The sequence below is a fragment of the Plantibacter sp. 2H11-2 genome, from assembly GCF_050031945.1.
Taxonomy (GTDB): Bacteria; Actinomycetota; Actinomycetes; order Actinomycetales; family Microbacteriaceae; genus Plantibacter; species Plantibacter auratus.
The window spans coordinates 337,989-346,577 of the sequence record NZ_JBNBBL010000004.1 but is presented as its reverse complement, the minus strand read 5'-3'; the positions used below and the strand labels follow the sequence as shown (position 1 = coordinate 346,577).

General features: G+C 69.9%; 9 protein-coding genes and 1 pseudogene. 6 read left to right on the top strand and 4 right to left on the bottom strand.

Annotated features, from left to right (window positions below; genetic code table 11):
* Window positions 1–78: 78 nt before the first annotated feature.
* Window positions 79–573 carry an FBP domain-containing protein gene (locus ACQG07_RS11140; RefSeq protein WP_426738325.1) on the bottom strand — a complete coding sequence of 165 codons (495 nt, stop codon included), beginning with the start codon at window positions 571–573 and terminating at the stop codon, window positions 79–81.
* 327 nt (window positions 574–900) lie between these two features.
* Between ACQG07_RS11140 and ACQG07_RS11135 the strand changes: the two genes are divergently transcribed.
* The gene (locus ACQG07_RS11135; protein ID WP_426738324.1) at window positions 901–2,109 is read left to right on the top strand and encodes a cysteine desulfurase-like protein; all 1,209 of its coding nucleotides are present in this window, start codon (window positions 901–903) and stop codon (window positions 2,107–2,109) included.
* Window positions 2,110–2,157: 48 nt separating this feature from the next.
* Here ACQG07_RS11135 and ACQG07_RS11130 read toward each other — a convergent pair whose 3' ends face one another.
* Window positions 2,158–2,439: a hypothetical protein gene (locus tag ACQG07_RS11130; protein WP_124768530.1), complete on the bottom strand. Its 282-nt coding sequence runs from the start codon at window positions 2,437–2,439 to the stop codon at window positions 2,158–2,160.
* A 97-nt stretch (window positions 2,440–2,536) separates the two neighbouring features.
* Window positions 2,537–3,019, bottom strand: coding sequence for a MarR family winged helix-turn-helix transcriptional regulator (locus ACQG07_RS11125; RefSeq protein WP_079001201.1), 483 nt, complete (start codon window positions 3,017–3,019; stop codon window positions 2,537–2,539).
* Window positions 3,020–3,124: 105 nt separating this feature from the next.
* Here ACQG07_RS11125 and ACQG07_RS11120 point away from each other — a divergent pair, with 105 nt between their 5' ends.
* The 3 genes from ACQG07_RS11120 (at window position 3,125) to ACQG07_RS11110 (ending at window position 5,426) form a co-directional block, all read left to right on the top strand.
* On the top strand, window positions 3,125–3,697 hold the full coding sequence (locus ACQG07_RS11120; RefSeq protein WP_426738323.1) for an NADPH-dependent F420 reductase: 573 nt from the start codon (window positions 3,125–3,127) through the stop codon (window positions 3,695–3,697).
* A 66-nt stretch (window positions 3,698–3,763) separates the two neighbouring features.
* Complete coding sequence (locus ACQG07_RS11115) at window positions 3,764–4,648, top strand: TolB family protein (protein ID WP_426738322.1); 885 nt, start codon at window positions 3,764–3,766, stop codon at window positions 4,646–4,648.
* A 79-nt stretch (window positions 4,649–4,727) separates the two neighbouring features.
* Window positions 4,728–5,426, top strand: a complete 699-nt coding sequence (locus tag ACQG07_RS11110) for an IclR family transcriptional regulator (RefSeq protein ID WP_426738321.1) — start codon at window positions 4,728–4,730, stop codon at window positions 5,424–5,426.
* Window positions 5,427–5,432: 6 nt separating this feature from the next.
* On the opposite strand, the pseudogene ACQG07_RS11105 reads toward ACQG07_RS11110, so the two are convergent.
* Window positions 5,433–6,806 (bottom strand): annotated as a pseudogene (locus ACQG07_RS11105) (MFS transporter).
* Between the two features lie 157 nt (window positions 6,807–6,963).
* On the opposite strand from ACQG07_RS11105, the gene ACQG07_RS11100 reads away from it, so the two are divergent.
* Entirely contained in the window at window positions 6,964–7,746 is a 783-nt protein-coding gene (locus ACQG07_RS11100) for a 2-keto-4-pentenoate hydratase (protein WP_426738320.1), read from the top strand.
* On the top strand, window positions 7,731–8,543 hold the full coding sequence (locus ACQG07_RS11095) for an HpcH/HpaI aldolase family protein (RefSeq protein ID WP_426738319.1): 813 nt from the start codon (window positions 7,731–7,733) through the stop codon (window positions 8,541–8,543). Before ACQG07_RS11100 ends, ACQG07_RS11095 begins: the two co-directional genes overlap by 16 nt.
* The last annotated feature ends 46 nt before the right edge of the window (window positions 8,544–8,589 follow it).

Here is an 8,589-nt window from a genome sequence, read left to right as displayed (position 1 = left end):
AGATGTGTATAAGAGACAGGATCTGCACGAAAACGGGCGGAGTTCGTGCAGATCCGGGCGACTCAGCGGGTCAGGAGCTCAGCCGACGCCGTTCAGGACCGAGGAGGCGAAGGACGCGGCGCGGACGCTGAGCGTCGCGATGCGCTCCTGGCGGGCCGCCTCCGCGTCGAAACCGACGTAGGCGAGCGGCGGCAGCTTCCGCACGTTAGCCGAGCACTGGAAGTCGGCGCAGACGAGCGTACCGACCGTGTCGCCGTTCTTGCCGGCCTGTCCGGCCCGCTTCGCGCTGTAGAACACGACGTCGTTGCTGAGCGTGATGTCCTGGCACCACGCGCACTGCGGCCGGGTGCGGGGCATCGCGTCGGCCTGCCGGAGCAGGATGCCGACGGGTTCGCCGTCGACGATCGTGACCACGTAGGCGCGTCGCGGCAGCTTCTTGTCGCGCCACCCGAGGAAGTCACGCACCTCGAAGTCGATCGCGTCCAGGTCGGCAGGAAGGCTCACGTCACTGACCTCCTTGCGCGATGCGTTGACGAAGGAGGCTCGGATCTGGGATTCGTTCAGGGGGATCATGGGTTCACCGGTTTCGGCTGGGCCGTCGTGGAGACGGCGGAGAGACCCTCCGCGCGTCGGTGCGCCGCGGTGGGTACGTCAGGGTGCGCGGCCCCGTCGTCGTCGCTCGCACGAGCGCGATGGACGAGGCCGACGTCCTCACCGGGTGGGCGAGGTGGTCGACCGGGTGCGCTGCTCTCTCGGGCCGGCGTTGCGGACGCCGACGACCTCCAGACGCCCGACACGGGGCGGAGCGATGAGCATGGACACACAGGCACTGTATCAAGCGATGGCGCGCTCGCTCCCCTGGTCCGCACGTTCAGGCTCCCGGCGCGGCAGGATGGACGCATGACCCTCGACGTCGCCCTCCTCCGCACCGCGTTCCCCTCCCTCGCCTCGGGCATCGCCCACTTCGACGGCCCCGGCGGCACCCAGACGCCGCTCGCCGTCGGCCAGGCCATCCTCGACACCCTCACCGGGCCGCTCTCGAACCGAGGGACCTCGGTCGCCTCCGAACGACGTGCTGACGACGCGGTCGTCGCCTTCCGCGCGGCGATGGCGGACCTCCTCGCCGCCGACCCGCGCGGCATCGTCTACGGTCGCAGTGCGACCCAGCTCACCTACGACTTCGCGAAGCACCTGTCCCGCGGCTGGACGGCGGGCGACGAGGTGGTGGTGTCCCGGCTGGACCATGACGCGAACGTCCGCCCGTGGGTCCAGGCAGCGGAACGCGCCGGCGCGACGGTGCGCTGGATCGAGCTCGATGCCGCGTCCGGTGAGCTCGACCTCGAGTCGCTCGGCGCGACCCTCGGCGAACGCACCCGGCTCGTCGCCGTGACCGCAGCGTCGAACCTCCTCGGCACCATCCCGCCGGTGCGGACGATCGCCGACCGCGCGCACGCGGTCGGCGCGCTCGTCTGGGTCGACGGCGTCCACTACACGGCCCACCACGTCGTCGACGTCGAGGCCCTCGGCGCCGACTTCTTCGTCTGCTCGCCGTACAAGTTCTTCGGGCCGCACTGCGGTGTCCTCGCCGCGTCGCCGGCGCTGCTCGAGTCGATCCACCCCGACAAGCTGCTGCCGTCGACGAACGTGGTGCCCGAGCGCTTCGAGTTCGGCACGCTGCCCTACGAGCTCATGGCCGGCGTGACGGCGGCCATCGGCGTGCTCGCGTCGATCGACCCCGGTGACGCCACGACGAGACGAGACCGTCTCGTGGCCTCCGCCGCGGCCGTCCACCAGCGGGAACTCGCGCTGCGCACCCGTATCGAGGACGAGCTCGCCGACCTCGGCCCGCTCGTCGAGCTGCACTCGCGAGCCGCCGAGCGCACGGCGACGCTGTTCATGACGTTCCCCGGCAGGCGTGCAGCGGACGTCTCAGCGTTCCTCGCCGCCCGCGACGTCCTCGCACCGGCGGGCTCGTTCTACGCAGTCGAGCCGTTCGCGGCGCTCGGCCTCGAGGACGTCGGCGGCCTCCGCGTCGGCGTCGCCCCGTACACCTCGGACGAGGACGTCGACCGCCTGCTCGATGGCATCAGAGCCTTCCTCGCGGACTGACCGGCTCGCCGGTTGGACGGTTGGCGAGCCGGCCCGGCGTGAGCGCCCTCAGGACCGCTTGCCGCTCTCGCGTCGCAGCACGACGAACCCGGCGACCATGACGACCGCCCCGAGGACGAGGGTGATGATCCGGAAGAACCCGAAGTCGTCGACACCGAAGATCAGGGGTCCGGCGAAGAGGAACGTGGCGCCGACGAAGTACCAGACGGAGGTCGTCCCGCCGTTCATCGATGTGGGTGGCGGCGTCGACTCGGGCTCCGCCGCGGCGGGACCGTCCTGGGGCACCTCGTCCCCGTGTGGTGCAGGTTCGGGCTGCGTCGATCCGGTCATCATTCGCTCCGATCCGCGTCGCGCTCGGTGGTGTCCACGACGTCGAGCCCCACGCTACGCAGCCCTCGACCGCCGCGAATCCCCCAGGTGACGGAGATCAGGCCTCGCTGGCGAACATCCGGCCGTCGGGGTCGAGCTTCGTCAGGAGGGCTGCGGAGATCTCGCCGAGCTGCTCGATCTGCGCCGGCGTCAGTGCGTCGAGGACCAGGGATCGCACGTGCTCGACGTGGCCCGGTGCGGCCTGGACGACCTTGTCCCAGCCCGCATCGGTGAGCGTCACGTTCGTCGCCCGTCGATCCTCCGGGCACGGTGTCCGCGCCACGAAGCCGGCCTCCTCCAAGCGCGTCAGCACCCGCGACAAACGAGGCAGTGTCGCGTTCGTCCGCGCCGCGAGCGCCGAGGTGCGCAGCGTGCGGCCCGGGGTCTCGGACAGCATCGCGAGTGTGAAGTAGTCGAAGTGCGTCAGGTGCTCGTCCCGCGTGAGCTGGAGGTCGAGCGCGGCCGGCAGGAGTTCGAGCACCGCGGCGAAGCGCACCCAGGAGCGTTGCTCGTCGTCGCTCAGCCATCGCGTCTCGGTCATGTCTCCAGCGTAGCAATAGTTGCGCCTACAACTAACCGGTGTTACGTTAGTTGTACCAACAACCAATTGACCCGTGACCAGGCGGCCACGAGAAGGAGCATCGTCATGACGAACGTCACCATCTTCGGAACCGGCAACATGGGCAGCGCCATCGCCGGTGTCCTCGCAGCAGGCGGCGCCTCCGTCGACCACCTCGGATCGGCCGAGACCGGCACGATCACCGGCGACATCGTCGTCCTCGCGGTCCCCTACCCGGCCCTCGCGACGATCGTCGAGCAGTACGCCGACCAGCTCGCGGGCAAGGTCGTCGTCGACATCACCAACCCCCTCGACTTCTCGACCTTCGACGCCCTCACCGTCCCCGCCGGCAGCTCGGCTGCAGCGGAACTGCAGGCGAAGCTCCCGAGCTCCCACGTCCTCAAGGCCTTCAACACGAACTTCGCCGCGACCCTCGCCGCGAAGCAGGTCGGCGACGTGACCACCACGGTCCTCATCGCCGGGGACGACGCCGACGCCAAGGCCGCACTCCAGCAGCTCGTGACCGCCGGTGGCCTCGAGGCCGTCGACGCCGGGTCCCTGAAGCGCGCCCACGAACTCGAGGCGATCGGCTTCCTGCAGCTCACGCTGGCGGCGTCGGAGAAGATCTCCTGGACCGCGGGGTTCGCGCTCGTCAAGTAGTCGTCGGATCGTGATCCGGGAGGAACGATCCTCCCGGATCACGACGGACTGGAGGACGATGGGCGCATGACCTTCCGCGCCCTCACCCCCGGCCAGCGTTCCAGCGTCCTGCTCGGCGGGCCGCACGATGACGCGCCCGTCCTCCTCTTCGAGACCGACGAGCTCCTCATCGAAGCGCCGAACTGGTCCCTCGACGGCCGGACGCTGTACCTCAACGGCAACGGGCGGCTCTGGGCGCTCACGGTCGACGACCCGACCGCGGGGCTCACGCCGATCGACTTCCACGGCCTCCCCGAGCTCAACAACGACCACGTCCTCGACCCCGACGGCGAACACATTCTCCTCTCGGCGATGGACGGTCACATCTACCGCGGTGCCCTCACCGGCGGACCGGTCACGAAGCTCACCGCCGACGACGACCGGTGGCACTTCCTCCACGGCGTCTCACCCGACGGCACGCGGATCGCGTACGTCGAACTCGAAGGCTTCGAGCACCCCGGTCGACTCGCGATCGCTCCGGCGGTCGAAGGCGGCGGTCCCGTCACCGTCCTCGACACGGGCGACGGCCACCTCGACGGCCCGGAGTGGTCGCCCGACGGCCGGTGGCTGCTCTGCAACACAGAGCACTTCGGCACGGCCCCGGGCCACGCGCAGCTCGCGCGGATCCCGGACGGCGGCGGTGAGCTCGAGCAGCTCGTCGTGAGCGACACCGTCGACTGGTTCCCGCACCTCTCCCCCGACGCCCGCCTGGCCTCGTACATCGCCTTCCCCACCGGCACGATCGGACACCCGGCCGACCTCGACGTCGAGGTCCGGCTCGTCTCGACCGACGACTGGGCGACCCCGGTCCGCCGCTACCCGCTGTTCGGCGGCCAGGGCACACTCAACGTGAACAGCTGGGCACCCGACAGCTCACGGTTCGCCTTCGTCACCTACCCGATCACGAGCTGAATCGCCCGATTCTGCGCGGTTTCGGCGAAGAATCGCACCGATCCGGGCAGCTCAGGGGGCTCGTCGATAGGGTCGGAGCGTGACCGATGCCAGCAGCGCCCACTCCCAGACGCTCTCGCGCGGCATCCGGATCCTCGAGGTCCTGGCCGACGCGCGCACCCCGCTCACGATCGACGCCCTGAGCGCGACGCTCGGCTTGCACCGCAGCGTCACCTACCGCCTGCTGCGCACGCTCGAAGACCACCGCCTGGTCGTCCGCGACGGTGCCGGACGGATCGCGCTCGGATCGCGCCTGGCAGCCCTCGCCGCCAGCGTCTCGCACGACCTGCAGGCCGCCGCCCTGCCCGAGCTGACGGCGATCGCGAACGAGCTCGGCATGACCTGCTTCCTCACCGTGCTGGACGGCGACGAGATCGTCACCCTCGTCAGCGTCGAGCCACGGCACACGATGGGGTCGATCGCGCAGCGGCCAGGCACCCGGCACCCGGTCGGCGTCGGCGCTCCCGGCAAGGCGATCGCGTCCCGTCTGTCGGAAGCGCAGTGGCCGGACGCCCTCGACGACGATCACCGCGCCGAGCTGGCCGTGGTCCGCGAACAGGGCTGGGCGTCGAGCCACGACGAGGTCATCACCGGTCTCCGCGCCGTCGCGGTTCCACTCGCTGCGCACGGCTCGCCGGCAGCCGCCCTCGCGGTCGTCTATGTCTCCAGCAGCCGCCCCGAAACCGAGATCGCGGCCCGCCTCGTCGAGGGGGCCGCGACCATCGCGTCGTCGGTCTGACCGCGGCTACCTCCGCGCGCCGTAGACCTGACCACGGCTCTGCTCGTCCTCCGCCTCGCCACCGAGCGGGATACCCGTGCGGTCGCGCAGGAGGAGGGTCGCCGCGAAGGCGATGACGATCATGCCGGCGATGTAGAACGCGACGCTCGTCGACGACCCCGTGACCTGCACCAGCCAGGTCGCGATCGTCGGCGCGAACGCTCCGCCGAGGATGGCGCCGATCGCGTAGGTGACCGACACACCCGTGTACCGGATCGACGCCGGGAACAGCTCGGCGAAGTACGCCGCCTGCGGCCCGTAGGTGAAGCCGTTGCCGATCGTGAACAGCGCGAGCCCGAGGAACAACAGCCACGGGTTGCCGGTGTTCACGAGCGGGAAGAGCATGAAGACGGTTGCCAGGAACGCGACCCAGCCGATGATGTAGGTGTTGCGTCGGCCGATCCGGTCGGACAGCGAACCCGCGAACCACGTGACGATCAGCCAGACGATGGCCGACCCGGTCACCGCGAGCAGGACCGGCGTCCGCTCCATGCCGACCAGGCCACCGTCGGCGAGCGGCGTCGTCGCGTAGTTCTGGATGTAGCCGCCCGTAGTCATGTAGCCGGCGGCGTTGTTGCCGGCGAAGGTGAGCGCCGCGAGCAGCACGAGCAGCTAGTGGTGGCGGAAGAGCTCGATGATCGGGACCCGGCGACGCTCCTTGTTGCGGGCGAGCGCGACGAAGACGGGGCTCTCATCGACCTTCCGGCGCACGACGTAGCCGACGATGATCAGGACGAAGCTCAGCAGGAACGGGATTCGCCAGCCCCACTCGAGGAACGCGGCACCGGGCGAGATCACGCCCGTCATGAGCGCGAGCATGCCGGAGGCGAGGAGCAGTCCGATCGGGACGCCGATCTGCGGGAACGCACCGAACCGGCCGCGGCGGCCGGTGGGGGCGTGCTCGACGGCCATGAGGACGGCGCCGCCCCACTCCCCGCCGGTCGACAGCCCCTGCAGGATGCGGAGGAACACGAGCAGGGCGGGGGCGATGATCCCGATCTGGTCGTACGTCGGCAGCAGACCGATGAGCGTCGTGGCGGCTCCCATGAGGAAGAGCGTGATGACGAGCATCTTCTTCCGGCCGATGCGGTCGCCGAAGTGCCCGGCGACGAACGCGCCGAGCGGCCGGAACAGGAAGCTCACACCGACGGTCGCGAACGACAGCAGCAGCGCGGCCTGCGGTCCTGCGGGTTGGAAGAAGAGCTGCGAGAAGACGAGTCCAGCGGCGCTCGCGTAGAGGAAGAAGTCGTACCACTCGACCGTGGTGCCGATGACGGTGGCGAAAGCCACGCGCCGGAGTTCCGCGGGCGTCGTCGCTCGCGCCAGAGATGCGGTTGTCATTGTCTCGAGACCCCTTTGTCCGTCGCGGCCCGTCATTGGACCGCCAGAATGTACACCACATCGTATACAATCGTGGTCACCGCGCAAGAGGCAGTCGATGACGACGCACCGTATCGTGATCGCAAGCCGCAGTCGACGCAGATGAGGACGGGACGCGATGCAAAATCACGAACGACAGGCGATCGCCGACGAGCTGGCGGCGGCGCACGAGGAGCGGAGCGTCATCCCCCTCCTCACCGCCCGGCACCCGGACATGACCATCGAGGACTCCTACGCCGTGCAGGCGCTGTGGGCCGAACGCCGCATCGCCGCCGGTCGGCGCGTCGTCGGCCACAAGATCGGCCTCACCTCGAAGGCGATGCAGCAGGCCACCGGGATCACCGAACCCGACTACGGCGTCATCCTCGACGACCAGGTCTTCGACTCGGGCGCGACGCTCGACTTCGACGCCTACTCCAACGTCCGCGTGGAGGTCGAGCTGGCCTTCGTCCTCGGCCGCCCACTGCAGGGCCCGCACTGCACGATCTTCGAGGTGCTCGACGCGACCGACCACATCGTGCCGGCGCTCGAGGTCCTCAACTCCCACATCGAACTCAGCGGCCGGACGATCGTCGACACCATCGCCGACAACGCGGCACTCGGTGCCATGGTGCTCGGCGGAACGCCCGTCCGCCCCGACACGCTCGACCCGCGCTGGGTCTCGGCCCTGCTCTACCGCAACCAGACCATCGAGGAGTCTGGCGTCGCCGGCGCCGTCCTCGGGCACCCGGCACTCGGCGTCGCGTGGCTCGCCGGCAAGCTCGCCCAGCACGGCGGGAGTCTCGCCGCTGGGGAGATCATCCTGTCGGGATCGTTCACGAGACCGATGTGGGTCGAACGGGGCGACACCGTCCACGCCGAATACCAGGGACTGGGAGCCGTGACATGCCGATTCGAATGACCCTGCCGCCGACCTTCGGCGAGCGCCTGCGCACCGCGGATCGCCCCCTCATCGGCATGTGGGTGGTGTCTGGCAGCCCGATCACGGCGGAGATCGCGGCGGGCAGCGGGCTCGACCTGCTCCTCATCGACGGCGAGCACTCGGCGAACACCCTGGAGAGCATCCAGCTACAGCTGCAGGTGGTGGCCGCCTTCCCGGTGTGTCCGCTGGTGCGGGTGCCGTTCGGCGACGCGGTCGTCATCAAGCAGGTGCTCGACCTCGGGGCGCAGAACCTCATCGTGCCCATGGTGTCGTCGGCCGAGCAGGCGGCGGCGCTCGTGCAGGCCGTGCGGTACCCGCCGCAGGGCGTCCGCGGGGTCGGCAGCGCGCTCGCGAGGTCCTCCCGCTGGAACCGGATCGACGACTACCTCGCGCAGGCGAACGATTCGGTGTCGCTCACGGTGCAGATCGAGTCGGCGGAGGCCGTGGAGCAGGCGGACGAGATCCTCGCGGTCGACGGCGTGGACGCGGTGTTCGTCGGTCCGGCCGACCTCTCGGCGTCGCTCGGACTGCTCGGACAGCAGGGGCACCCCACCGTGGTCAGCGCCGTCGAGCGGGTGCTCGATGCCGCCGCCGCCGCGGGGAAGCCGGCCGGCGTGAACGCCTTCGACCCCGTCATGGCCGAGCACTACCTCGACCGCGGGGCGTCCTTCGTCCTCGTCGGTGCGGACGTGTCGCTCCTCGCCCGCGCATCCGAGCAGTTGGCGGAGCGCTTCATCGACGGCCGGAGCGACGCGACCCGCAGCGACGGGTACTGACCCTTTCCGACCGCATCCGGATCGTATACGATTCTGGATACCGACA

Excerpts from the sequence above, each read along its gene's own strand:
- ACQG07_RS11140 (WP_426738325.1), bottom strand. The coding sequence starts at position 573 with ATGATCCCCCTGAACGAATCCCAGATCCGAGCCTCCTTCGTCAACGCA.
- ACQG07_RS11135 (WP_426738324.1), top strand. The coding sequence starts at position 901 with ATGACCCTCGACGTCGCCCTCCTCCGCACCGCGTTCCCCTCCCTCGCC.
- ACQG07_RS11130 (WP_124768530.1), bottom strand. The coding sequence starts at position 2,439 with ATGACCGGATCGACGCAGCCCGAACCTGCACCACACGGGGACGAGGTG.
- ACQG07_RS11125 (WP_079001201.1), bottom strand. The coding sequence starts at position 3,019 with ATGACCGAGACGCGATGGCTGAGCGACGACGAGCAACGCTCCTGGGTG.
- ACQG07_RS11120 (WP_426738323.1), top strand. The coding sequence starts at position 3,125 with ATGACGAACGTCACCATCTTCGGAACCGGCAACATGGGCAGCGCCATC.
- ACQG07_RS11115 (WP_426738322.1), top strand. The coding sequence starts at position 3,764 with ATGACCTTCCGCGCCCTCACCCCCGGCCAGCGTTCCAGCGTCCTGCTC.
- ACQG07_RS11100 (WP_426738320.1), top strand. The coding sequence starts at position 6,964 with ATGCAAAATCACGAACGACAGGCGATCGCCGACGAGCTGGCGGCGGCG.
- ACQG07_RS11095 (WP_426738319.1), top strand. The coding sequence starts at position 7,731 with ATGCCGATTCGAATGACCCTGCCGCCGACCTTCGGCGAGCGCCTGCGC.